Below are 21,395 nucleotides of genomic sequence, written 5' to 3'. Positions count from 1 at the left end.
GGTGTTTAGGCGAGGGCGTCGGAAGGCGCAAGGGGAAAAATCCGCCCGCCGTCGAAAATTTTGGGGGCCGCCGGAACGGGCCTCAGCCCGCCAGCGCGCTGCCGACAGACAGCCACAGCGGCAGGCTGATCGCCGCCAGAATCGTTTGCCATGTGAAGATGTCGGCAAAGAACTCGGCGTCTCCGCCCATCTGGCGTGCGAGGATATAGCCGACCGAGGCGCCCGGTGCGGCGGTGGCCAGCAGGCCCGAGGCGATCTGGCCTCCGGGCAGGCCAGCGACAAAGGCCAGAGCCAGAAACAGCAGCGGGCAGAAAACCAGTCGCATGCCCACCGATACCCACAGCGCCGGGTCACGGTTGATCAGCCGCCGCAACTGGATGCCCGCGCCGACGGTCAGCAGCCCGACGGCCAGCGCGCCTTGACCCAGCCAGTCCAGTGGCGACAGTACCCAGGGCGGCAGCTCGACCCCCGACAGGTTCAGCGCCAGCCCCAGCGCGCAGCCCAGCACCAGCGGATTGCGCAGGATCTCGGCGGTGATTCGGCGCAGCGCCTGTGCCCTTGCGATACGCGGCATATCCGGGTTTTCCGGCGGGCACAGCGTCAGGGCGATGATGGCGGCGATATTGAACAGCGGAATCAGGATCGCCAGCGCCACCGCCAGATCGCTGACCGCCGACTGGCCCAGCCCCTGCGCCGCGACGGCCAGAATCAGCAGCGAATTGAAACGCAACGCCCCTTGGAAATGCGATGTCAGCCGCGGGTTGGTCAGCCTCAGCGGGCGGCGCATCAGCAGCGCGGCGATGCCGGTGACGGCGAAGGTCAGCAGCAACACGCCCAGATAGGGGGCCAGCACGCCGGGCGACAGTTCCGCCCGATAGACCGAGGTCAGCAGGATCGCCGGGAACAACAGGCGAAAGCCCAGTTGCTCGACCCCCGGCCAGTTGTCCGGCGCGATGATGTTCCAGCGTCTGGCCAGATGACCCGCGACGATCAGAAGGATGACGGGCAGGATCGTCAGGGCGGCATGCACGATCTTCTCCTTGCTGCGCGGGCTTCTTGCAGCCTCGCCCGTGCGGTTGTAGACCGCGCTGCAACGAAAGGAAAAGCCATGTCGATCACCGAAGACGAGGCCCGCAAGGTCGCACATCTGTCGCGCATCGCGGTCGATGACGCCGCGCTGCCCGCCTTGGCGCGGGAACTGAACGGCATCCTGCATTTCATGGAGCAGCTGAACGAGGTCGATGTCGAAGGGGTCGAGCCGATGACCGGCGTCACCCCGATGCGGCTGAAACGGCGCGAGGATGTCGTGACCACGGGCAGCATGCCCGACAGGATCCTGTCGAACGCCCCCGACGCGCGCGAGGGGTTTTTTGCCGTGCCGAAGGTGATGGAATGAGCGATCTGAACAAACTGACCATCGCTGATGCCCGCGACGCGCTGGCCAAGGGCGATGTGACCTCGGTCGAGCTGACCGATGCCTGCCTGACAGCCATAGAAGGGGCTGGGGCGCTGAACGCCTTCGTGCATCACACGTCCGAACGTGCCCGCGACATGGCCCGCGCCGCCGATCAGCGGCTGAAATCGGGCGACGCAACCCCGATGACCGGCATCCCGGTCGGGGTAAAGGATGTATTCTGCGTCGAGGGCGTGCCCGGTCAGGCTGCCAGCCGGATCCTGCAAGGGTTTACCCCCGAATATGAATCGACCGTGACCCGGAACCTGTGGGATGCGGGCGCGGTGATGCTGGGCAAGCTGAACATGGATGAGTTCGCCATGGGCTCGGCCAATGAATCCAGTTGCTATGGCCCGGCGGTGAACCCGTGGAAGGTGGACGGGCGTCAACTGACGCCGGGCGGCTCGTCGGGCGGCTCGGCGGCGGCGGTGGCGGCTGATCTGTGCCTTGCGGCGACCGGGACCGATACCGGCGGCTCGATCCGCCAGCCCGCGGCCTTTACCGGCACGGTCGGGCTGAAGCCCACCTATGGCCGCGTGTCGCGCTGGGGCGTGATCGCCTATGCCTCCAGCCTCGATCAGGCCGGGCCGATGACCAAGACGGTGCGCGACGCGGCGATCATGCTGGGTGCGATGGCCTCGGTGGACCCGCAGGATTCGACCAGCGCCGACCATCCGGTGCCGGATTACGAATCCGCGCTGACCGGCGACATTCGCGGCAAGCGCATCGGCATTCCGCGCGAATACCGCGTGGACGGCATGCCGTCCGAGATCGACGCGCTGTGGCAGAAGGGCGCCGACATGCTGCGTGACGCGGGCGCCGAGGTGGTCGAGATCAGCCTGCCGCATACGAAATACGCGCTGCCGGCCTATTACGTCATCGCGCCCGCCGAGGCGTCCTCGAACCTCGCCCGCTATGACGGCGTGCGCTATGGCCACCGTGCGAAACTGGGCGCGGGCGACGGCATCACCGAGATGTATGAAAAGACCCGCGCCGAAGGCTTCGGCCCCGAGGTGCAGCGCCGCGTGATGATCGGCACCTATGTGCTGTCGGCGGGCTTCTATGACGCCTATTACAACCGCGCCCGCAAGGTCCGTGCGCTGATCAAGCGCGACTTCGATCAGGCTTTCGCGGATGGCATCGACGCGATCCTTGCGCCGACCACGCCCTCGGCGGCCTTCGCGCTGGGGTCGCTGGACCAGTCCGATCCGGTGCAGGCCTATCTGAACGACGTCTTTACCGTGACGCTGAACCTTGCCGGTCTGCCGGGGATCTCGGTTCCGGTCGGGCTGGACAGCCAGGGCCTGCCCCTTGGCCTGCAACTGATCGGGCGGCCTTTCGAAGAGGGCGACCTGCTGAATCACGCGCTGGTTCTGGAACGCGCGGCAGGATTTGTAGCCAAGCCGGAACGCTGGTGGTAGGGTTCGGCCAGACAGGGACATAACGGAGGCGGTATGCGCGGCTGGGTCTTGATTTCGGTGCTGGCGCTGGCCGGCTGTGGCGAGCATCTGGGCGTGAACCCGAATTATCAGTTCGGCGGCTCACCCTATGGCACCTATCTGGCTGAACGCGAGGCCGCGCTGGTCAGCAATGGCGACGCCCCCTCGACTATCCCGCTGGTGCGTCCGTTCGAGGCACCCACACCCGAACGGATCGCAGGCAGATCGCCGGTGCCGGTTCCCGCCACGATGGGCGTGACGGCCCGGCGCAGCATCACGGTCGCGGCCACCCCTGCTGCGCCTGCGGCTCCCGCACGCCGTCCGTCCGGCCAGCCGCTGGCGGCCAATGACGGTCCCTATCCGGGCTCGGTCCCGGTGCTATCGGGCTTTGCCGCTGCCACCAGCCATGCGCCCGGTCAGGCGGTCTATCCGCGCGGCGCGGACTCGACCCAGCAGGCCGCGCGCGTCTGTGCCAGCTTCCAGAACCCCGAGGCGGCGCAGATCGCCTTTCTCGGCGCAGGCGGCCCGCAGACCGATACGCGCGGCATGGACCCCGATGGCGACGGCTTCGTCTGCGGCTGGGACCCGCGCCCGCTGCGCCAGCCTTGAGCGACGGCTTCCCCAGCCCCAACCACGGTGACCGGCGCGGCCAGCGACCCGAACTGATCGTGCTGCACTATACCGGCATGGAGGACGGCCCCTCGGCCCGCGCCCGCCTTTGCGATCCGGCAGCCGAGGTCAGCGCCCACTGGCTTGTCCACGAAGACGGCCGCACCGAGGCGCTGGTCCCCGAATCGCGTCGAGCATGGCATGCCGGGGCAGGGTCGTGGCAGGGGCGCGACGACATCAATTCCCGCAGCATCGGGATCGAGATCGTCAATCCCGGCAACTGCCCCTTCCCTGCACCTCAGATGACGGCCCTGCGCGACCTGCTACGCCAGATCATGCGCCGCTGGACCCTCGGTCCCGATGCTGTCATCGGCCATTCCGACATGGCCCCCGACCGCAAATGCGACCCCGGCCCGCGCTTCGACTGGCAGGCGCTTGCCCGCGACGGGCTTGCACTCTGGCCCGCCGACGGCCCCGATCAGCCGCTGCCCCTCAGCCTCGACACGATCGGTTATCCCGCCGCCGATCCCGAAACGCGCCTCGCCGCCTTTCGCCTGCACTACCGCCCCTGGGCGCAAGGCCCCGAAGCCCCGGCCGACCGCCGCGCAGCCGCCGCGCTGGCCGCCATCACCAAACGACCCGCCCCATCTTTGGCGAACAAATATCCCGGGGGGTCGCGCGCCAGCGCGACGGGGCAGCGCCCCACCTGAACCGTCGCCCCATTGACCCCGCCCCCGTTTCCCACCATATCCCCCCTGCGCGGAGGGCCGGATGACCGCGGCAGGCAACTGTCGAGGAAAGTCCGGACTCCATGAGGCGACGGTGCCGGGTAACGCCCGGCGGGGGCAACCCCAGGGAAAGCGCCACAGAGAACAGACCGCCGCTGCGTGCAGCGGCAAGGGTGAAACGGTGGGGTAAGAGCCCACCGGGGGGCTGGTAACAGCCCCCGCATGGCAAGCCCCACCGGGAGCAATGCCGAATAGGGACCGCGCGCGGGGGCAACCTCGCGGGGCCGCCTTGCCCCAGCAGGTCCGGGTAGGCAGCACGATCCGGTCGGCAACGGCCGGACCAGAGGAATGGTCATCCAGCCGCGCAAGCGGTGGACAGAATCCGGCTTACAGGCCCTCCGCGCGCAACACCGCCGAATTGCCCCCCGGATCGGGGGCGATTCGCGGTTGACTTCCGTTGCCCGCACGCTAAAAGGCGGGCTTCCAAGAATTCCACGGGGTTTGCACCGCGCGTCCGGCCCCGCAGCAGGAGCAAGCACCATGGCGAAGCCGACGACGATCAAGATCCGTCTGAACTCGACGGCCGGAACCGGGCATTTCTATGTCACCAAGAAAAACGCCCGCACGATGACCGAGAAGATGACGGTCAACAAATACGATCCGGTCGTGCGCAAGCATGTCGAATACAAGGAAGGCAAGATCAAGTAAGATCGCCTTCCTGCCGACGATGAAAAAGGCCGCGCCCATCCGGGTGCGGTCTTTTGGCATGCGACGCTGCCACTGACCTGCCCGGCAATCCCGATCAGGCGGCCTGATTCGCCCCGGCATCTGTGCATTTATGCAGTCTTTTCAGATAACTTTCCCGTCCAGCCTGCAATTTGTAACGCGGGCGGGTCCGGTCATTACCGGATTGCCATACCTGCCCTAACAGACAGCTTTCCAGCCGCGCCACCGCGTGGTTAATGCAATCTTACCCGATGCTGTGTTCGCGCCGGGTTCGATGTGCGGATGCCGTCTGCAGCGAAGTGATGAGTTCAGCCCACCTGTTTTTCAGGGCACAGATCCGTCTCCTCCTCACAGGCTTATTCCGTCTTCGGTCTACGTCGATCCCTTCGGGGGTCTGTCACCAGTAGTTCAGGAACGGAGCAGTTATGCCCATCAATTTCCTTTTGCCGATCATTCCGATCGATGCGTTTACCTTTACCGGCGGCGATGCAGCGCCCGAAACTTACTGGCAGGACGGCCAGGGCGACAGCTGGGATGATAACGGCACACCGCCCACCTTCAGCTTTGCCCCCGGCAGCATGGTGCCGGCGAGTGTCTACTCGGAAAGAGAAATCCTTTCGGATGACCCCACTTGGGGTCAGCATCTGGAGGAGGGGATCACGCTGGATGGCGTGACTTGGCCCGCCGGTCATACCATTGAGCTTGAATATTCGTTCCGCGTCACCGACGAGAACGGAACAGAGTTCCGGGTCAACGCGATCAGCATCAATGCGCCCGGGCAGCAGACCGACACCATCGTCGGCTTCACCTTCGAGGCCATCGCTCCTGAAGGTTATGAAGGCAAATTTTTCGACCTGCAGCAGTTCCCGAATGCGGGTTCGGAACTGACCTATGTGCCGGGCAGCGCGGTTGATCGCCAGAAGATGATGCCGCACGATCAGAACAACCTGCCCTGCTTTACCCGCGGCACCATGATCCTGACCGATGCGGGGTTGCGGGCCATCGAGGATCTGGCCGAAGGCGATCTGGTCATGACCCGCGACAACGGCTTGCAGCCGGTGCGCTGGATCGGCTCGGTCGGGGTTTCGGCCGACCGTCTGGCGGCGGAACCGACGCTGCGTCCGATCCGCATTGCCGCAGGGGCGCTTGGTGCCTCGACTCCGGCGCAGGATCTGCTGGTCTCGCCGCAGCACCGGGTTCTGGTGCGGTCGCGGATCGCGCAGCGCATGTTCGGCACCAGCGAGGTTCTGGTGGCGGCCAAGCAATTGCTGACCATCGAGGGCGTGGACATTGCAGATGCGGCGGATGGCGTGGAATATTTCCACATGCTGTTCGACCGGCACGAGGTGGTGTTCTCGAACGGCGCCGAGACGGAATCGCTCTATACCGGTGCCGAGGCGCTGAAGGCGGTCGGGTCGGCAGCCAAGGAAGAAATCTTCGCCCTGTTCCCCGAGTTGCGCGACAGCGATGTCGCGCCGCAGGCTGCGCGTATTCTGGCGTCGGGCCGTCAGGGCCGCAAGCTGGCCATGCGCCATCTGCAAAACAGCCGCGCTTTGGTCAACTGAGCCGATACCGGTGTGAAACGCTTTGGCCGGGCGCCCTGCGCCCGGCCTTTTGCTGCCCGGGTCGCAGGCGCGTTATTTCTTGCGAACACGGGAACGATGCCTTGCCTCCGCGTGTTAATGCTGTCGAATGGTGATGCCGCGAAACGGCATCGACACCGAAAGGGAACCGAAGATGGCAAAGATCGAAAAAACCGCCGAAGACATGAAAAAAGACGTCCGGGACGCCGCCGAGGAAACGGCCGAGGATCTGCGCAGCGGTGCCCGCAAGGTGGCCGATGATGTGCGCGAAACCGCGCGGCGGGTCGCCGACAATGCCCCGGTCGAACGGCTGAAGGAACGCGGCGCCGAACTGGCCGATTCCGTGCGCGAAACCGGCCGCGAATATGCCGAACGCGCGCGTGAGGCGGGCGAGGAATATGCCGGGCGCGCCCGCGCGCAGGCCGAGCATCTGTATGAGGAAGGCCAGCGCCGCGCCCATGAAGTCGCCGGTTATGCCGAGGAACGCTATGACGAGGTGTCCGAGATGGTGCGCCGCCATCCGGCGCAGGCCTTGGGCATCGCGGCGGGCGTGGGCTTTCTTGTCGGCCTGATTCTGGCGCGTCGCTGAGGACGGGCACATGCTGGATTACGCGCAGCGCCTGAAGCTCGCGCTGGGTGATGTCGCCCGCCGATCAGCCTTCAAGGCGGTGGCGGGCGTTCTTTTCGCCATCGGTGCGGGTTTCCTTCTGGCCGCCTTGTGGAGCTGGCTTGCCACCGGTCTGGGCTGGGGGTCGGTCAATGCCTCGCTGGCGATCGGGGCTGGCTTCGTCGTCATCGGGCTGGTCCTGCTGCTGCTGACGCGCCCGCGTCACCGGATGCCCACCACCGACGATCTGAAGAAAGAGGTGCAGGCGCGGGTCAATCTGGCGGCGGATGCGGCTGTCAACCGCGCCCGGTCCGAAGCCTCTCGCATGGTCGATATGGCCGAAAACAAGGTCCATTCCGTCATGGATCAGGCCTCGTTCCGCGCCAATAAATTCGCCAGCGATACCGAGCGCCGGGTGCAGGACCTTGCCCGCGATACCGCCCGCAAGGCCGGATTGACGCCTGAAAACGTTGACGCCGCGCGGCAGGCTGCGGGGCGTGCCTCGGACAAGGCAAGGGTCGCGGCGAACAGCAATGCAGGCAGCATGGCCAAGTTGCTGGCGGCATTCGCGGTAGGGGTGACGCTGGCCGCGAAACTGCGCGAAAACCGGCGCGACGATGACGATCTGGTGTGAAGGCCGCGCCTCGAATCACCCGAAGGCCCCCCGTCGGGGGCCTTTTGTCGTCTCAGGCGGCTGAAATCCTCAGCCGCAGCGACGAGGCCAGTTCAAACAGGTCTTCGCAGGTGAAGGGCGTGGGCAGGCTGAGCCAGCCGCGCGCCGCTACGGCCTCCGGCGGGTCCTCGCCCTGACGCACCACGATCGTGGCCCCCATTCGCGCGGCGGTGGTGGCCAGCCCGCTGCTCTCGATGGCCTCCAGCGACAGCTTGGTGACGATCACCGGATGCGGGGCCGCCGGGGCAGAAGGCAGATCAGCCAATTCCTCGGCTGACCTGAAGATTTCGACGGTGCAGCCCGGCGCCGCTTCCATCAGCCCGTCGCTCATGTCGCGGGCGATGAAGGGGTCGGTCTCGACAATCATGAAGTGAGCGTGGTGATGTGCCATAATACTGACAGATTATCTTCGGCTTGGCGCAAGACAATATAATAAATGGTAAATCCGTTCTGCCCGCCCGGAAGGGGCAGCGGCTGGTGACGCCTAGCTGCCGGACAGGAAATGGTCGATGGCGGATTCCAGAAATGCCTGCCTCAGCGGCGGGATTTCCATCATCAACTCGTGCCGGGCGCCTGCCACTTCCATCAGCCGGGCACTGGGCCAGCGATCCGCCATCTGCCGGATGGCTCCGGGCGAAACGATCCGTTCCTCTTGGCCCATCGCGATCAGCGTGGGCAGGTCGGGCGGCGGCAGGTCCGACAGGCGGCGGCATTCGGCGATGGCGTGGAACACCCAGCCAAAGCTGGCGCCGGCGATGGTCAGTTCCGGCCATGTCGCGGCCTCGCGCACCATGCGGGTCCAGTTATCGACATCATGGGTCAGCAGATTGGCGTTGAAGGAATCATCCAGCACATAGCTGCGCGCGCCGCCCTTTTGCGGTGCGATCCGACCGCCACGGCCTGCCCGGTCGGCCAGCTGTGTGATGGCGCGCACGAACCATGTGGGCAGCCGTCCCAGCTGAATCCCCCACATCGGGGCGGAAAACACCGCCCGTTCGACCGGCAGCCCGGCATGCAGCGCGGCCAACCCGATCGAGCCGCCCATGGAATGCGCCAGCAGATGCCAGGGACGCGGCAGGTCCAGATCGGTCCCCGCCACGATCATTTCGATCACGTCGCGCTGGTAATCCGCGAATTCCCCGACATGGCCGGGCAGCGGATCGTCCTGCAACCGCTCTGACAATCCCTGACCGCGCCAGTCCAGCGTCAGCACGGCGAAACCCGCCGCATTCAGATCATGGGCAAGGGTGGCGTATTTCTCGACATATTCGGTGCGGCCGGGAAACAACAGAACGGTGCCGTGGGGGGCATCGCCGCCCCGCCACAGTGCCAGCCGCAGCCGCAGCCCGTCATCGGCCCTGACCCAGAAGGCAGAGGCCGGTTCGCGCGAATCATCGGGAAACTGACGGAAGGGGGCGGGTTCCACCTGGTAACGGCTCAGCTCAGTGCCTGACCCAGCTGCATGGCGACCCCCATCGAGCCGTCCAGCTTGAGCTTGCCGCTCATGAAGGCCATGGTCGGGTTGACGCTGCCGTCCAGGATGCCCTCGAAGGTCTCGCGGCTGGCGGTCAGGGTGACCTCGGCGTCCTCGTCTCCGGCGCGCACGCCGTCGGAATCGATCATGATCGCCCCCTCATCCTCGATCACGAACTTCGCCGTGGACGAGAAACTGCCCAGCTTTTCCTGAAGTTTCGTGACCGCCGCGTTCACAACATCGCTCATTTGCATCCTCTTGGTCGCGCTATCTCTGGCGCCCGCCGCGCGGGCTGGGTTACAGTTGGTATATGGGCGCCTGCGGATTCCATTACCACCATTTCGTAACGGCATTTCGCCGTTTGTCGATTGCACTTTGCCTGAACCTTGCGGTGCTGACCACTGCCTATGCGCAGGATGGCGACGCAATTGACGAAATGTTCAGCAAGCTGGCCGCGCCCGAGGGCGAGGGCTGGCGCATCGCGGAAACCGACATTCTGCGCGAATGGTCGAAATCGGGTTCCGCCGCGATGGACATGCTGCTGCAACGGGGCGAGGGCGCGCTGGATATCGGCGATCCCGAAAGCGCCATCGGTCATCTGACCGCGCTGACCGATCACGCGCCGGATTTCGCGGCGGGCTGGCAGGCGCGGGCGGCGGCCTTTGCGATGCTGGGCCAGACCGGCCCCGCCATCGAGGATCTGCGCCGCGCGCTGCAACTGGAACCGCGGCATTTCGTCGCCCTGACGCAACTGGGCGCGCTGCTGGAAGAGATGGGCGATACCCATCGTGCGCTGGCGGCCTATCGCGCCAGCCTGAAGATCCATCCTTACCAGCAAGAGGCGCTTGATGCCGTCGCCCGGCTGGAACGCGAAACGTCGGGCACCCGGATCTGATCACATGAACATGCTTTCAAAGGGCCGGGTCACGGCCGTGCTTGGGCCGACCAATACCGGCAAGACGCATTATGCCATCGAACGCATGCTGGCCCATCGGACCGGTGTGATCGGCCTGCCGCTGCGTCTGCTGGCCCGAGAGGTCTATGACCGCATCGTCAAAATGCGTGGCCCTTCGGTCGTGGCGCTGGTCACGGGCGAGGAGCGCATCGTGCCCGAGCGGGTGCAATACTGGGTCGCCACCACCGAGGCCATGCCCGACATCGCCCCCGATTTCGTCGCCATAGACGAGATCCAGCTTTGCGCCGACCCGGAACGCGGCCATGTCTTTACCGACCGCCTGCTGCATATGCGCGGTCTGCACGAGACGCTGTTTCTGGGCAGCGACACCATGCGCCCGGCCATCGCCGCGCTGGTGCCCGATGTGCAGTTCCAGCGGCGCGAACGGTTTTCGACGCTGACATGGTCGGGCTCGAAAAAGCTGTCGCGGATGCCGGCACGCTCGGCCATCGTGGGGTTTTCCGTCGATGACGTCTATGCGATGGCCGAGCTGATCCGGCGGCAAAAGGGCGGCTGCGCGGTGGTGATGGGGGCGCTGTCGCCCCGCACCCGCAATGCGCAGGTCGCCATGTATCAGGCCGGAGAGGTCGATTATCTGGTCGCCACCGACGCCATCGGCATGGGGCTGAACCTCGATATCCGCCATGTCGCCTTTTCTGCCACGCATAAATTCGACGGCCGCCGGGTGCGCGAGTTGTTCCCGCACGAGATCGGCCAGATCGCCGGGCGCGCCGGGCGCCATACCGAGGCGGGCACATTCGGCGTCACCGGCGATGCGCGCATTCTTGACGAAGGGCTGATCGACGCCATCGAGAATCACCGCTTTGCGCCGATCCAGCGGTTGGTCTGGCGTAACGCGGCGCTGGAATTCGGCACCACCGAGCGGCTGGTCTCCAGTCTTGAGGCGCCTTCGGGCCATGAATTGCTGGGCCGGGGGCGCGAGGCCGACGATCTGGCTGCGCTGAAGACGCTGCGCGACCTGCCCGAGATCCGCGACCGGGTGCAGGGCGGGCGCGATGTCCGGCTGCTTTGGGACGTTTGCCGGGTGCCCGATTTTCGTGGTATTTCTGCCAGTGAACATGCCGGGCTGCTGGCGCGGATCTTCGGTTTCCTGCAAGAGGGCGCGATTCCTTCGGACTGGCTGGCCCGCGCCGTTCAGCGTATCGACCGCACCCATGGCGATATCGACGCGCTGTCAAAACGGCTCGCCTATATCCGCACCTGGACCTATGTTGCGCAAAGAACCGGCTGGGTGCAGGACGAAAGCCATTGGCGCGGGGAAACTCGCGCTGTAGAAGACCGTTTGTCAGACGCGCTGCATGCGGCGCTGACCCAACGTTTCGTGGACCGGCGCACCTCGGTATTGTTGCGCCGGCTCAATCAGAAGGAGAGCCTTGTGGCCGAAGTGAATGACAAGGGCGAAGTGACGGTCGAGGGTGAATTCGCCGGCCGTCTTGAAGGGTTCCGGTTTCGCCCCGACCAGACCGCGACGGCGGACGAGGCCAGGATGCTGAACCGCGCCGGATACGAGGCGCTGCGTCCCGAATTCCATCTGCGCGCGGACCGTTTCTATAACGCCCCCGATACCGAGCTGGATTTCACCGAACAGGGTGGGCTGATGTGGGGCGACGCCGCCATCGGCAAGCTGGTCAAGGGCAGCGACGCGCTGCATCCCGGTATCGAGGTTTTCGTCGATGACGAGGCCGGTTCCGATATCGCCGAGAAAGTCCGCCGCCGTTTGCAGCATTTCATCGACCGCAAGGTGGCGGCGTTGTTCGAGCCTTTGCTGGCGATGCAGAAGGATGACGGACTGACCGGGCTGGCGCGAGGCTTTGCCTTCCGTCTGGTCGAGGCTTTGGGCATCCTGCCGCGCGAAGGCGTGGCGAATGAGGTCAAGGAACTGGATCAGGAGATGCGCGGGTTGCTGCGCAAGCACGGTGTGCGCTTTGGCCAGTTCACCATTTTCCTGCCCGCGCTGCTGAAGCCCGCGCCGACCCGGCTGCGGCTGGTGCTGTGGTCGCTGGCCGAGGGGCTGGACGAATTCCCCGAAAGCCCGCCCCCCGGTCTGGTCACCATCCCGCATATCCCCGAGGTGCCGCAGGGCTATTACACGCTGTCGGGCTATCACCCCGCAGGTGACCGTGCGATCCGCATCGACATGCTGGAACGGCTGGCCGACCTTCTGCGTACGCAGGATACGCGCGGTGGATTCGAGGCCAATCCCGACATGCTGTCGATCACCGGCATGACGCTGGAGCAATTCGCGGCACTGATGCAGGGTCTGGGCTATGCCGCCGAAAAGGGCGAGCGGGCGAAGGTCAAGACGGCCGAGGCCCCCGTGGCCGAACCCGCACCCGAGGCCGAGCCCTCGGACGCGCCGCTGACCGAAGAGGAAAGCGTTCTGGCCGCCGAAACCCGCGCCAAATGGGAAACGGAGCAGGCCGAGAAACGCCGGATCGAGGCAGAGGCCGCCGCCGCCGAGGCCGCGGAGACGCCTGAACAGGCAACCGAGCCGACCGGCGACGAAGCGGCAGCGGATGCGGCCGAAGACGCGCCCGAGACCGAGGTGTTCTATACCTTCCGCTGGGCGCCGCGTCCGCGCGGAGGCAATCGCCGCCCGCAGCAGGCCCAGGGGCAAGAAGCCGGACAGGGCCGCCGTCAAGGTGGTCAGCCGCGCGGCGAGCGTGCCGAGCGCCGTTCTGGTGAAACTGGCGGCGACCGTGCCGCCCGCGATGGCGGCAAGCCACGCGGCAAGGGCGGGCCGAAAAAGGGGCCCAAAGGCGCACCCAAGCCCAAGACCTTCTCGTCGCGACCCGAACGCCCGGAACGCCGGATCGACCCGGACAGCCCCTTCGCCATCCTCGCGACGCTCAAAGACAAGAAGTGAGCGAGGGCGGCCAGCGTCTGGACAAATGGCTGTTTTTCGCGCGGTTCTTCAAGTCGCGCGGACTGGCCACAGCCCGGATCGAGGCCGGCGGAATCCGCATCAATGGCCAGCCCTGCCGCAAGCCGGGCCGGTCGCTGCATGTCGGCGACGAGGTGACGATTTCAGCGCATGGCCATGTGCGCGCCATGCGCGTTCTGGCCCTTGGCACCCGCCGGGGACCCGCGACTGAGGCACAATGTCTCTATCTTGAACATACGGATGGGTTGATTGATCCGGATGAAGGGACTAGGTGAATGCCCGCAAGGATCAAGCGAGAGCGCGCCAGATGACCTACGTGGTGACCGATAACTGCATAATGTGCAAATATACCGACTGCGTGGAAGTCTGTCCGGTGGACTGCTTCTATGAAGGCGAAAACACGCTGGTGATCCATCCCGACGAATGCATCGATTGCGGGGTGTGCGAACCCGAATGCCCGGCCGATGCCATCCGCCCCGATACCGAGCCGGCTATGGACGAATGGGTCGAGTTCAACCGCAAATACTCCGAAATCTGGCCGGTCATCACCCAGAAGAAGGACCCGCTGCCCACCGCCACCGAACTGGACGGGGTCGAGGGCAAGCTGGACAAATACTTCTCGGAGGCCCCGGGCGAGGGCGATTGAGCCGACGGGCGGATTGCCGCCCGCCCGGCTTGCACGCGATGCGGTTTTGCGGAAGATTCGCTTATCGATGATTCTCGCGAATCCGTGAGAATGTAACCAAGCCATTGACAGGTAACAGGAAAACGCCATTTCGGCCCTCCTGCCGCGGCGCTTTTTTTTGTGCCCGATTCGTGATATGTTCAGGCCACTGTCGTAATTCATCCTAACCGCTTTCAGGGCGGGGCCGGGGGTTGCGGTGGTCATGCTGCCGACCCTGCGTCTTCTGCCCGTCGCAGGCTCAAGAACAGATAAGAACAGGATCCGAAGGCGGCATCGCCGCTTGCGGTCTTTTTGTGTCCCATCGCTTGGGGCGCTACCTAGAGGAAGCCAAATGTCCAAGACCAAGAAGAACGAATTTCGCCCCGATGATTTTGTCGTCTATCCGGCTCATGGTGTTGGCCGGATCGTCTCGATCGAAGAGCAGGAGGTCGCGGGGCTGCGGCTTGAGATGTTCGTCATCTCTTTTGACAAGGACAAGATGACCCTGCGCGTGCCCACCGCCCGCGCCACCGAAATCGGCATGCGTGGCCTGTCGTCGCCCGACGCGATCGACCGGGCGCTGGAAACCCTGAAGGGCAAGGCCCGTGTCAAGCGCGCCATGTGGTCGCGCCGTGCGCAGGAATATGAACAGAAGATCAACTCGGGCGATCTGATGTCGATCGCCGAAGTGGTGCGCGACCTGCACCGCAATGACGACCAGCGCGAGCAATCCTATTCCGAGCGTCAGCTCTATGAGGCCGCTCTGGACCGCCTGACCCGCGAGGTCGCGGCTGTCGGCGGGCTGGACGAAGGCGCCGCGCAACAACGCGTGGGCGAGGTTCTGGTGTCGCGCGCGGCCTGAGCCTTTACAGTTCCGGTCGGATCGGGGTCGGCTTGCGGGCCGGCCCTTGTTCATGCGGGATCACTGCATGGACTTGAAGCGCGGCGTGATTTTGGCGATAACCGCCTGCGCGACCAGCCAAGGGAAACCGCCATGCGAGTACGCATCTATCAACCTGCCCGCAACGCCATGCAATCCGGCTCTGCCCGGACGAAGCTGTGGGTTCTGGAATTTCCGTCGGCCGACGCGCGCGAGATCGACCCGCTGATGGGCTGGACCATCAGCGACGACATGCAGAGCCAGGTCCGCCTGCGCTTCGAGACCCGCAAACAGGCCGAGGAATACGCCCGTGCGCATGGTCTGGATTTCGTCGTGCAGGAACCGCAAAAACGCGCCCCCAACATCCGCCCCCGCGGCTATGGCGAGAACTTCGCCACCGACCGCCGCGCCCCCTGGACGCACTGACCTGTGTAAATCGGGCGAAAGTTAGTGCCGGCTCGGGGTGGTTTTGGCCGGATTCGGGGCATAGTTTTGTCAACGCTTTGATTTTGCTGGGGTCGGATTTCCGGCCCCGGCGTTTTTCTGTTCCGGGGACGGGCTCAGGGTCGGTCCATCATCATCAAGGACTATCAGCCATGCCCCCCGCCTATCTCGTCACCCATTCCGGCGGCTTTCATGCGGATGAGGTCTTTTCGACCGTCATCCTGACGCGGCTTTATCCTCAGGCACAGCTCATCCGCAGCCGGGCGGCCGAATGGATCACGCCCGGCCCTGACCGCATCATCTATGATGTCGGCGGGGCCTATGATGCCGATGCGGGGATCTTCGACCACCACCAGCGCGGCGCGCCCCTGCGTGATGATGGACAGCCCTTCAGCTCGTTCGGGCTGATCTGGCGCCATTTCGGCCGCGACTACCTGGTGGCTTCCGGCGTCCCGGTCGAACATATCGAAGCGGTCCATGCGTCGTTCGATGCGAAGTTCGTCCTGCCGATTGACCTGCTGGACAACGGCGCGCTCAGCCCGGCCAGCGCCGGGCCGCTGCTCACCGGCATGCTCCTGCCCGACCTGATCGAGAGCCTGAAGCCGGTCTTCGACGATACCGTTCCGGGTGCTGACGACAGCGCCTTCCAGACCGCCCTGACCATCGCCCGCGCTTTCGTCGAGGCCCGCATCGCACGCAGCGCCGCCAAGCTGCGCGCCGAAGCCATCGTCCTTGAGGCCATCGCCAAAGCAGGCGCCAGCCGCATCCTTGAGCTGCCAATGGGCATGCCCTTCCGCCCTGCTGTAATAAAGGCCGGCGCGGATCACCTGTGGTTCGTCATCAACCCGCGCGGCAGTGATTGGGTGATCGGCGGCATCCGCAAATCCGAGGATGGCTTCGAACAACGCGCCGACCTGCCAGCCTCATGGGCCGGACTGACCGGCGCGGCACTGGAGAAAATCTCTGGCGTCAAGGGCGCTCTTTTCTGCCACAACGGCCGCTTCATCGCCGCCGCCGCGAACCGGGTGGCCGCGCTGGACATGGCCGGGATCGCGGTGAGGGAAGCAGAGTTGGCGAAAGCTGGTTCTGTGTGATGATGTGAAAATGAAATGAAGGCTGCGCAAAGGGCGGGAAGCAGGCTGCCGGTGCTGTGGCATTGCGGTCGCGGCATCCCCGGCTGGGCGGTCGAGCGGCTATTCATCGGATGCAGTAATCGCCGATCCCGCCCATGCAAGGGGCAACGCTTTGGCCGATCAAGCGCAGAAGGTCTGGACGGTAGTAGAGGCACAGAATTTCAACGCTGAAAATCTATTGATTTGGCTTGCTTGGGCTACAGAACTACTTTTGTGCGTCGCTGAAGTTAATATCGATTTCCTTGGAGAGGCAAAGATCGGCGGTTCCTTCAATTAACTGCGACCTGTTCGACGCAACGTGTTCGGTAGCTACCATCACGGCGGCGACTAAAGCATTTCTGTTTTAACCTGCGACATATTTTGCGGCCTTGAAGTAGTTCCAACATTCGCCGGGATCGAAGAGATCACAGACTTCGCCGATGGCCTTGAAGACGTCGGTAAATGTTCTTGCCCCGATCCTGCGCAGGTGCGCCTTGAGTTTTGCGAATGCCATTTCGATGGGGTTCAGGTCCGGCGAATATGGCGGCAGATAGAGAAACCAGCAGCGATGGGCATGCAGAGCCTCAGCAGCCTGCTTGTTGTGGTGGGTGGCAAGGTTGTCGAGGATCACCACGGTTCCCGGCTCGATCTCCGGGATCAGGACCTCGCGAACCCAGGCTGCGAAGGCGGGGCCGTCCATTGCGCCCCGGATGCACCAGGGCGCAATCAGGGCATCCGGTGTGAGCCCGGCGATCAGGGTCTGTGTTCCCCAGCTGCCGAAGGGCGCATCCATGGTCAGGCGTGTGCCGCGCAGGGCACGTCCCCGCAGGCGGGTGAGGTTGGTCTTCACTGAGGTCTCGTCTATGAAAACCACGCGTTCCGGCCGATCCGCGATGGCTGGCAAGCGATGCTCGAACCAGTCGGTTCGCCGCTGTCTTACCCTGGCACCACGGCGTTCGGCGGCCACCAGCGACTTTTTTTATAGGTGAACCCAAGCCGCGACAGCAGACTGGCAATGGACGAGTGATGGACACGAACGCCTTCCGCTGCGATCAGCGCGTCCCTGAGTTCGAACAGCGTGATGTCGGGATCCTGTGCGAGCAGTTTCTCAAAAAAGGCCCGGTGCGGGGCAAGCTTTCCATGCCCTTTGGGACGTCCCTGGGGCAATGGTTCGGCATGCCCCCTGGTCCTGATCGCCCGGCCCCAACGTGCTCCGGTCGCCGGCGAGAGTTTCAGCCGCAGCGCCGCCGCCCGACCGCTTAAACCCTCCTCGATATATCGCTGAAACCGCGTCCGGAGGGCCGACGGCAATGGTGCTGACATGATCTATCCTCCCAGACAGAAGGGAATCACGATCCGCGCTGCGACGGAACCCCAAACGATTCAGGGTTCAGCAGAAATGCTTTAACATATGCCAGCCTCTTGAACCCATCCATCGCGATGTGAACCCTGTCTGCAGAGGACTTCTGCAACAATTCCCATGGAGATGCTGAGATTGCAGATCGCGAAGGCCGGTTGGCGGTGGCACGTCACGCAAATCCCCGCTGGCAAGGCCGATGCACTGGCCGGGCTGCGCGAGTTGATGCCCGAAGCGGGTTTTGCGGACGGTTTTCTTGCCGGGGTGCCGGGGCTGCGCCGCGCGGGCTGACCTTTTGCAGTCAGCCGGCAACAATTTCATCGGTGTTCGCGAACCTTTTTCTGCGTGCTGCATCCAATCCTCATGAGTGGCTCACTTACCGGGGGTGTTTTGATGTTGCGACGGACCTCTTTCCTTCTGGCGGCGCTGGTGCTGCTGCCAGCCGCGGGCCTTGCCCAGAGCGCCGACAGCCCGGCAACCGATATGAACGCGCCGGAGGCAGAGGTCTGGCTGCCGACGCTGCTGACCGACACGCCGCAGCAGGGATTTGAACTGGCGGTCGGCATGGCGCGGCGGGCGGTCAAGACCGCCCAGCCCGATGTCGAGGTGCTGAAATCGCTGCGGCCGGGCTATGCGACGGATGCGGGCAGCCTGATCGACGTTTCGGGCGTGGCGGCCACCTGGTTCGCCACCATCGCTGCGGCAAACGACTATTGGCGCGAGTGACGTGCCGCGAAACGCGAGGAGGAAACCATGACCGATATCACCCTGCCGAAAGCCACCGCCGCGCTTGGGGCAAAACGGCACGCGCTGGCGCCGGAGATCGATGATGCGTTTCTGGCGCTGTCAAAGAAGGTCTTTGCCGATGGCGCGCTCGATCGGCGCACCAAGCAGCTGATCGCGATCGCGGTTGCCCATGTGACGCAATGCCCGTGGTGCATCGAGGGCCATACCCGGGGCGCGAAACGCGCCGGGGCCAGCAACGAACAGATCATGGAGGCGATCTGGGTCGCGGCCGAGATGCGGGCGGGGGCGGCCTATGCCCATGCGAACAAGACGCTGGCGGTGCTGGAGCAGATCGATGGCGATTAGGGGCGACAGGCTGTGCATGATCGCCACAGGCGGCAGGGGCGTGGCATGATGGTGGTGCCGGTGATGATGCAGGGAAAGGATCAGCCGTGACGAATCGCCCCGCCTTTGTGGACAGGCCACTGCCGCGGCACTGGTCCGAAGCCGAACTGGTCGCTGCCGCGCGACGGCGTGACGAAGAGGCCGTGCGCGAACTGATCCGGCGGCTGAACGGGCGGCTTTATCGCATCGCGCGCGGGATGATGCCCAGTGACGCCGAGGCCGAAGAGGTGGTGCAGGACGCCTATCTGTCGGCCTTCACCCATCTGGATGATTTCCGCGAGGCGGCGCGGTTCTCGACCTGGATCACCCGCATCACGCTGAACTGCGCCGCCATGCGGCTGCGCAAACACCGCCCCGAGCAGCAGGAATATGACACCGTGCAGGAACGCAATCTTTGCGGCGACGGGGTGCTGGCCTTTCCCGGTTGCCACCCCGAGACCGCCGAAGCCACGCTGGCCCGGATGCAGACCCGCGCCGTCATCGAGGCGGCGGTGGCCGAATTGCCCCCCGATCTGCGGCTGGTGTTCCTGATGCACGAGACCGCCGGGATGGGCCTGCATGACATCGCCCGTGACCTGTCGCTGCCGCTTGGCACCGTCAAGACGCGGCTGATGCGGGCCCGCCACCGCCTGCGCCGGATCATCAGCGCCCGGATCCGGGGCGGGTTCGACAGCATCTTTCCCTTCGCGGGCCAGCGCTGCGCGGGCATGGCCGACCGTGTCGCCGCCTTGCTGCGCGCCCGCGCGGATCACGACCCCGAACGCTTATAAAGGACCGACAGCAATGGCAGCCCGGATCAGCGAACCCGTCGAAGCGCAGCAGGGCTTTTTCACCCGCTGGTTCATGTCCACCAATCACAAGGACATCGGCATCCTCTATCTGTTCACGGCGGGTCTGGCCGGGCTGATCTCGGTCGCCTTCACCGTCTATATGCGGATGGAGCTGCAATATCCCGGCGTGCAATACATGTGCCTCGAGGGGATGCGCCTGATTGCCGACGCATCGGCCGAATGCACGCCGAATGGCCATCTGTGGAATGTGGTGGTGACCTATCACGGCATCCTGATGATGTTCTTCGTGGTGATCCCGGCGTTGTTCGGAGGTTTCGGCAACTATTTCATGCCGCTGCATATCGGTGCCCCGGACATGGCCTTTCCGCGGCTGAACAACCTGTCTTACTGGCTCTATGTCTGCGGGGTTTCGCTGGCCATCACCTCGCTGCTGTCGCCGGGCGGCTCGGACCTGCCGGGGGCGGGGGTGGGCTGGGTGCTCTATCCGCCGCTGTCCACGTCCGAGGCCGGCTATGCGATGGATCTGGCGATCTTTTCCGTCCACGTCTCCGGTGCCAGCTCGATTCTGGGCGCGATCAACATCATCACCACCTTCCTGAATATGCGCGCCCCCGGCATGACCCTGTTCAAGGTGCCGCTGTTCGCATGGGCGGTGTTCATCACCGCATGGATGATCCTGCTGTCGCTGCCGGTGCTGGCCGGAGGCATCACCATGCTGCTGATGGACCGCAATTTCGCCACCAATTTCTTCAACCCGGCCGGCGGGGGCGACCCGATCCTGTATCAGCATATCCTGTGGTTCTTTGGCCATCCCGAGGTCTATATGCTGATTCTGCCCGGTTTCGGCATCATCAGCCATGTGGTTTCGACCTTCGCCAGAAAACCGATTTTCGGTTATCTGCCGATGGTGCTGGCCATGGCGGCGATCGCTTTTCTGGGCTTTGTCGTCTGGGCGCATCACATGTACACCGTCGGCATGTCGCTGACCCAGCAGGCCTATTTTCAGGTGGCGACGATGACCATCGCCGTGCCCACCGGCATCAAGGTCTTTTCCTGGATCGCGACGATGTGGGGCGGCTCGGTCGAGTTCAAGACCCCGATGCTCTGGGCCTTCGGCTTCCTGTTCCTGTTCACCATCGGCGGCGTGACCGGCGTCGTCATCGCGCAGGCGCCGCTGGATCGGGTCTATCACGACACCTATTACATCGTGGCGCATTTCCATTATGTGATGAGCCTTGGCGCGGTTTTCGCGATCTTCGCCGGGGTTTATTTCTGGATCGGCAAGATGTCGGGTCGGCAATATCCCGAATGGGCCGGCAAGCTGCATTTCTGGATGATGTTCATCGGCTCGAACCTGATCTTCTTTCCGCAGCATTTTCTGGGCCGTCAGGGGATGCCGCGCCGCTACATCGACTATCCGGTCGAGTATGCGTTCTGGAACGGTGTTTCCTCGACCGGCGCCTATCTGTCCTTCGCCTCGTTCCTGTTCTTCATCGGCATCGTGTTCTACACCCTGTTCGCAGGCAAGCGCGTGACCGAGAACAACTATTGGAACGAGCATGCCGATACGCTGGAATGGACCCTGACCTGCCCGCCGCCCGAACACACCTTCGAGCAACTGCCCAAACGCGAGGACTGGGACCGCAGCCACGCGCAGCGGTAGGGTCTATTCCTGTAAGTTTTCAGCACCAGAAGATGATGATCGTGCCTGTGCTCTGCCGTCCGGCCCGGTGGACCGGCCCGAGCTGCCGATGCCGACGGGCTTTCACGGATCGCCGATCCTGACGTCTGAAATCCGCCGCTTGTTTGCGTTTGATCAAAGAGGGTGCCCGGCCCGCGGCCTAGACCCCTTGTTGACGGGTCC

26 protein-coding genes and 1 other RNA gene are annotated in these 21,395 nt (G+C 64.5%); 22 read left to right on the top strand and 5 right to left on the bottom strand.

Features of this window, described 5'->3' with window-relative positions; translation table 11 throughout:
• Positions 1-82: 82 nt before the first annotated feature.
• The gene (locus tag JHW40_RS01240) at positions 83-1,030 is read right to left on the bottom strand and encodes an AEC family transporter (RefSeq protein ID WP_170851960.1); all 948 of its coding nucleotides are present in this window, start codon (positions 1,028-1,030) and stop codon (positions 83-85) included.
• 78 nt (positions 1,031-1,108) lie between these two features.
• On the opposite strand from JHW40_RS01240, the gene gatC reads away from it, so the two are divergent.
• The 9 genes from gatC (at position 1,109) to JHW40_RS01195 (ending at position 7,779) form a co-directional block, all read left to right on the top strand.
• Positions 1,109-1,396: an Asp-tRNA(Asn)/Glu-tRNA(Gln) amidotransferase subunit GatC gene (gene gatC / locus JHW40_RS01235; protein ID WP_090617323.1), complete on the top strand. Its 288-nt coding sequence runs from the start codon at positions 1,109-1,111 to the stop codon at positions 1,394-1,396.
• Positions 1,393-2,874, top strand: a complete 1,482-nt coding sequence (gene gatA / locus JHW40_RS01230) for an Asp-tRNA(Asn)/Glu-tRNA(Gln) amidotransferase subunit GatA (RefSeq protein WP_090617286.1) — start codon at positions 1,393-1,395, stop codon at positions 2,872-2,874. Before gatC ends, gatA begins: the two co-directional genes overlap by 4 nt.
• Before the next feature lie 33 nt (positions 2,875-2,907).
• Positions 2,908-3,501: a hypothetical protein gene (locus JHW40_RS01225; protein WP_090617288.1), complete on the top strand. Its 594-nt coding sequence runs from the start codon at positions 2,908-2,910 to the stop codon at positions 3,499-3,501.
• The gene (locus JHW40_RS01220; RefSeq protein WP_473094005.1) at positions 3,498-4,211 is read left to right on the top strand and encodes an N-acetylmuramoyl-L-alanine amidase; all 714 of its coding nucleotides are present in this window, start codon (positions 3,498-3,500) and stop codon (positions 4,209-4,211) included. Before JHW40_RS01225 ends, JHW40_RS01220 begins: the two co-directional genes overlap by 4 nt.
• A 49-nt stretch (positions 4,212-4,260) precedes the next feature.
• Positions 4,261-4,635, top strand: an RNA gene (gene rnpB / locus JHW40_RS01215) — RNase P RNA component class A.
• A 134-nt stretch (positions 4,636-4,769) separates the two neighbouring features.
• Positions 4,770-4,937, top strand: a complete 168-nt coding sequence (gene rpmG, locus JHW40_RS01210; protein WP_011750518.1) for a 50S ribosomal protein L33 — start codon at positions 4,770-4,772, stop codon at positions 4,935-4,937.
• Positions 4,938-5,380: 443 nt separating this feature from the next.
• Entirely contained in the window at positions 5,381-6,520 is a 1,140-nt protein-coding gene (locus JHW40_RS01205; RefSeq protein ID WP_090617291.1) for a Hint domain-containing protein, read from the top strand.
• A 172-nt stretch (positions 6,521-6,692) separates the two neighbouring features.
• Positions 6,693-7,127, top strand: a complete 435-nt coding sequence (locus JHW40_RS01200; RefSeq protein WP_090617329.1) for an ElaB/YgaM/YqjD family protein — start codon at positions 6,693-6,695, stop codon at positions 7,125-7,127.
• Positions 7,128-7,137: 10 nt separating this feature from the next.
• Positions 7,138-7,779, top strand: coding sequence for a hypothetical protein (locus JHW40_RS01195; protein ID WP_090617294.1), 642 nt, complete (start codon positions 7,138-7,140; stop codon positions 7,777-7,779).
• A gap of 52 nt (positions 7,780-7,831) precedes the next feature.
• Here the strand turns inward: JHW40_RS01195 and JHW40_RS01190 are convergent, their stop codons facing one another.
• The 3 genes from JHW40_RS01190 to JHW40_RS01180 all read right to left on the bottom strand — a co-directional run bounded on the left by JHW40_RS01190 (position 7,832) and on the right by JHW40_RS01180 (position 9,540).
• On the bottom strand, positions 7,832-8,185 hold the full coding sequence (locus JHW40_RS01190; protein WP_090617296.1) for a hypothetical protein: 354 nt from the start codon (positions 8,183-8,185) through the stop codon (positions 7,832-7,834).
• Positions 8,186-8,302: 117 nt separating this feature from the next.
• Positions 8,303-9,244 (bottom strand): alpha/beta fold hydrolase, encoded by a 942-nt coding sequence (locus JHW40_RS01185; protein ID WP_090617299.1) that lies wholly within the window; start codon positions 9,242-9,244, stop codon positions 8,303-8,305.
• A gap of 11 nt (positions 9,245-9,255) precedes the next feature.
• Entirely contained in the window at positions 9,256-9,540 is a 285-nt protein-coding gene (locus JHW40_RS01180; RefSeq protein WP_090617302.1) for an SCP2 sterol-binding domain-containing protein, read from the bottom strand.
• Positions 9,541-9,653: 113 nt separating this feature from the next.
• Here JHW40_RS01180 and JHW40_RS01175 point away from each other — a divergent pair, with 113 nt between their 5' ends.
• The 8 genes from JHW40_RS01175 to JHW40_RS01140 all read left to right on the top strand — a co-directional run bounded on the left by JHW40_RS01175 (position 9,654) and on the right by JHW40_RS01140 (position 16,550).
• The gene (locus tag JHW40_RS01175; protein WP_090617304.1) at positions 9,654-10,187 is read left to right on the top strand and encodes a tetratricopeptide repeat protein; all 534 of its coding nucleotides are present in this window, start codon (positions 9,654-9,656) and stop codon (positions 10,185-10,187) included.
• Between the two features lie 10 nt (positions 10,188-10,197).
• The gene (locus tag JHW40_RS01170; RefSeq protein ID WP_090617307.1) at positions 10,198-13,134 is read left to right on the top strand and encodes a helicase-related protein; all 2,937 of its coding nucleotides are present in this window, start codon (positions 10,198-10,200) and stop codon (positions 13,132-13,134) included.
• Entirely contained in the window at positions 13,131-13,427 is a 297-nt protein-coding gene (locus tag JHW40_RS01165) for an RNA-binding S4 domain-containing protein (protein WP_090617309.1), read from the top strand. The genes JHW40_RS01170 and JHW40_RS01165 overlap by 4 nt, the downstream gene beginning before the upstream one ends.
• 32 nt (positions 13,428-13,459) lie before the next feature.
• Entirely contained in the window at positions 13,460-13,798 is a 339-nt protein-coding gene (gene fdxA, locus JHW40_RS01160) for a ferredoxin FdxA (RefSeq protein ID WP_090617312.1), read from the top strand.
• A gap of 370 nt (positions 13,799-14,168) precedes the next feature.
• Positions 14,169-14,678, top strand: a complete 510-nt coding sequence (locus JHW40_RS01155) for a CarD family transcriptional regulator (RefSeq protein WP_090617314.1) — start codon at positions 14,169-14,171, stop codon at positions 14,676-14,678.
• 132 nt (positions 14,679-14,810) lie between these two features.
• A complete protein-coding gene (locus JHW40_RS01150; protein ID WP_090617317.1) occupies positions 14,811-15,122 on the top strand; it encodes an ETC complex I subunit in 312 nt (103 codons plus the stop codon).
• A gap of 170 nt (positions 15,123-15,292) precedes the next feature.
• Complete coding sequence (locus JHW40_RS01145) at positions 15,293-16,234, top strand: MYG1 family protein (RefSeq protein ID WP_090617320.1); 942 nt, start codon at positions 15,293-15,295, stop codon at positions 16,232-16,234.
• Between the two features lie 151 nt (positions 16,235-16,385).
• Complete coding sequence (locus JHW40_RS01140; protein WP_170851961.1) at positions 16,386-16,550, top strand: hypothetical protein; 165 nt, start codon at positions 16,386-16,388, stop codon at positions 16,548-16,550.
• A gap of 66 nt (positions 16,551-16,616) precedes the next feature.
• Here JHW40_RS01140 and JHW40_RS01135 read toward each other — a convergent pair.
• Positions 16,617-17,575 (bottom strand): IS630 family transposase gene (locus tag JHW40_RS01135; RefSeq protein WP_272849018.1). Its coding sequence is split into 2 segments (ribosomal slippage): positions 16,617-17,231 and positions 17,234-17,575, totalling 957 coding nucleotides; the frame shifts between segments, so codons are not numbered across the junction.
• Between the two features lie 157 nt (positions 17,576-17,732).
• Here JHW40_RS01135 and JHW40_RS01130 point away from each other — a divergent pair.
• The 5 genes from JHW40_RS01130 (at position 17,733) to JHW40_RS01110 (ending at position 21,194) form a co-directional block, all read left to right on the top strand.
• Positions 17,733-17,900: a hypothetical protein gene (locus JHW40_RS01130; RefSeq protein WP_170851974.1), complete on the top strand. Its 168-nt coding sequence runs from the start codon at positions 17,733-17,735 to the stop codon at positions 17,898-17,900.
• A 102-nt stretch (positions 17,901-18,002) separates the two neighbouring features.
• Positions 18,003-18,335 (top strand): hexameric tyrosine-coordinated heme protein, encoded by a 333-nt coding sequence (locus tag JHW40_RS01125; protein WP_090617583.1) that lies wholly within the window; start codon positions 18,003-18,005, stop codon positions 18,333-18,335.
• Positions 18,336-18,362: 27 nt separating this feature from the next.
• On the top strand, positions 18,363-18,701 hold the full coding sequence (locus JHW40_RS01120; RefSeq protein ID WP_090617581.1) for a carboxymuconolactone decarboxylase family protein: 339 nt from the start codon (positions 18,363-18,365) through the stop codon (positions 18,699-18,701).
• 86 nt (positions 18,702-18,787) lie between these two features.
• Entirely contained in the window at positions 18,788-19,510 is a 723-nt protein-coding gene (locus JHW40_RS01115) for an RNA polymerase sigma factor (protein WP_090617579.1), read from the top strand.
• Between the two features lie 13 nt (positions 19,511-19,523).
• Positions 19,524-21,194: a cytochrome c oxidase subunit I gene (locus JHW40_RS01110; RefSeq protein WP_090617577.1), complete on the top strand. Its 1,671-nt coding sequence runs from the start codon at positions 19,524-19,526 to the stop codon at positions 21,192-21,194.
• Positions 21,195-21,395 lie beyond the last annotated feature (201 nt).

The organism is Paracoccus alcaliphilus, from assembly GCF_028553725.1.
Lineage (GTDB): Bacteria > Pseudomonadota > Alphaproteobacteria > Rhodobacterales > Rhodobacteraceae > Paracoccus > Paracoccus alcaliphilus.
The sequence above is the reverse complement of the archived record's forward strand: the minus strand, read 5'-3'. Positions and strand labels throughout refer to the sequence as shown.

Bases quoted from the DNA above. Each gene is read 5' to 3' on its own strand.
- rpmG (WP_011750518.1), top strand. From the start codon at position 4,770: ATGGCGAAGCCGACGACGATCAAGATCCGTCTGAACTCGACGGCCGGA.
- JHW40_RS01225 (WP_090617288.1), top strand. From the start codon at position 2,908: ATGCGCGGCTGGGTCTTGATTTCGGTGCTGGCGCTGGCCGGCTGTGGC.
- JHW40_RS01125 (WP_090617583.1), top strand. From the start codon at position 18,003: ATGTTGCGACGGACCTCTTTCCTTCTGGCGGCGCTGGTGCTGCTGCCA.
- fdxA (WP_090617312.1), top strand. From the start codon at position 13,460: ATGACCTACGTGGTGACCGATAACTGCATAATGTGCAAATATACCGAC.
- gatC (WP_090617323.1), top strand. From the start codon at position 1,109: ATGTCGATCACCGAAGACGAGGCCCGCAAGGTCGCACATCTGTCGCGC.
- JHW40_RS01155 (WP_090617314.1), top strand. From the start codon at position 14,169: ATGTCCAAGACCAAGAAGAACGAATTTCGCCCCGATGATTTTGTCGTC.
- JHW40_RS01110 (WP_090617577.1), top strand. From the start codon at position 19,524: ATGGCAGCCCGGATCAGCGAACCCGTCGAAGCGCAGCAGGGCTTTTTC.
- JHW40_RS01150 (WP_090617317.1), top strand. From the start codon at position 14,811: ATGCGAGTACGCATCTATCAACCTGCCCGCAACGCCATGCAATCCGGC.
- JHW40_RS01130 (WP_170851974.1), top strand. From the start codon at position 17,733: ATGGAGATGCTGAGATTGCAGATCGCGAAGGCCGGTTGGCGGTGGCAC.
- JHW40_RS01195 (WP_090617294.1), top strand. From the start codon at position 7,138: ATGCTGGATTACGCGCAGCGCCTGAAGCTCGCGCTGGGTGATGTCGCC.
- JHW40_RS01205 (WP_090617291.1), top strand. From the start codon at position 5,381: ATGCCCATCAATTTCCTTTTGCCGATCATTCCGATCGATGCGTTTACC.
- JHW40_RS01145 (WP_090617320.1), top strand. From the start codon at position 15,293: ATGCCCCCCGCCTATCTCGTCACCCATTCCGGCGGCTTTCATGCGGAT.
- JHW40_RS01190 (WP_090617296.1), bottom strand. From the start codon at position 8,185: ATGATTGTCGAGACCGACCCCTTCATCGCCCGCGACATGAGCGACGGG.
- JHW40_RS01120 (WP_090617581.1), top strand. From the start codon at position 18,363: ATGACCGATATCACCCTGCCGAAAGCCACCGCCGCGCTTGGGGCAAAA.
- JHW40_RS01170 (WP_090617307.1), top strand. From the start codon at position 10,198: ATGCTTTCAAAGGGCCGGGTCACGGCCGTGCTTGGGCCGACCAATACC.
- gatA (WP_090617286.1), top strand. From the start codon at position 1,393: ATGAGCGATCTGAACAAACTGACCATCGCTGATGCCCGCGACGCGCTG.
- JHW40_RS01200 (WP_090617329.1), top strand. From the start codon at position 6,693: ATGGCAAAGATCGAAAAAACCGCCGAAGACATGAAAAAAGACGTCCGG.
- JHW40_RS01180 (WP_090617302.1), bottom strand. From the start codon at position 9,540: ATGAGCGATGTTGTGAACGCGGCGGTCACGAAACTTCAGGAAAAGCTG.